At 58.7% G+C, this 825-nt stretch carries 2 protein-coding genes; both read right to left on the minus strand.

Annotation, left to right across the window (positions count from 1 at the left end):
* Positions 1-231: hypothetical protein (locus tag E6R62_RS37590; RefSeq protein WP_206308979.1), on the minus strand; the 231-nt coding region annotated here is incomplete at its 3' end.
* A gap of 340 nt (positions 232-571) precedes the next feature.
* A complete protein-coding gene (locus E6R62_RS42465; protein ID WP_136217924.1) occupies positions 572-766 on the minus strand; it encodes an HNH endonuclease in 195 nt (64 codons plus the stop codon).
* Positions 767-825 lie beyond the last annotated feature (59 nt).

The following is an 825-nucleotide window of genomic DNA, read 5'->3' on the forward strand; positions in this document are numbered from 1 at the left end:
GGCTATCTCTGTCTCGATGGTCGAGAGCATGCCGACCAGAGGATTTGGATAGGCGTAGCCCTTGTCCGTGTACAGCACTGGCTCACTGCGCGACAGATCAGCGAGGAAACCAGCGCGACGGTCGTATTTCTCGCACAGCAGGATCAGTGTGGGAGTGTCCGAGTCAGCCAGCCAGTGGGCACCGCCAGTGACGCGCTCCCAGAGCTTGCGCCCGGCGTCTTCCAGGTGCATCGGGGGGCGATTCTCGACAGGTGCCACGGAGCCAACGTCGGCAAGATCCGGCATAGCGCGCTGACCAGGATTTCCGAGTTTGCGTTTGCGCTCATTTGGCACGGGGGGACGTCCGGCGACCATTACCCACCCCCAAAGGTGTAAAATAGGGCATTCTGGCCAACACCCCCCGGGTCAAAATTTCGCAGCCATGTCTCCCCTTAATGGGGCCGGGTCCATCAGAGAGTAACCGTCAGACTTTTGTATGCCCCCATACTGCACATAATGTCCGTATTGGTGCTCACGATGTGTAATAATTGCTGCTCACAGCCACAGGGGGTCACAGCGCAACCAATGGTGCCTACTTGTTGTGTTTGCTGCTGTTACAGGCTCTGCATAGCACTCTGAGATTGTCTGGCTGATCACTGCCGCCCTTAGATCTAGGCACGATGTGGTCCACAGTGAGATCAGTAGCAGCATGCGGAGCTACCCCATAGCCAGGGCAGTAGTAGCCTTGCGAGGCAATGTGTTTCTCAAGGACCACGCGCGCAACCACGCGCCAGGCAGACCCATAGCCACGGGCCGTGGAAGACCCTCTACGGCGCTCTAGGCGGG

Origin of the sequence: Streptomyces sp. A1136 (assembly GCF_004795055.1) — a bacterium.
In the GTDB taxonomy this organism is placed as follows: domain Bacteria; phylum Actinomycetota; class Actinomycetes; order Streptomycetales; family Streptomycetaceae; genus Streptomyces.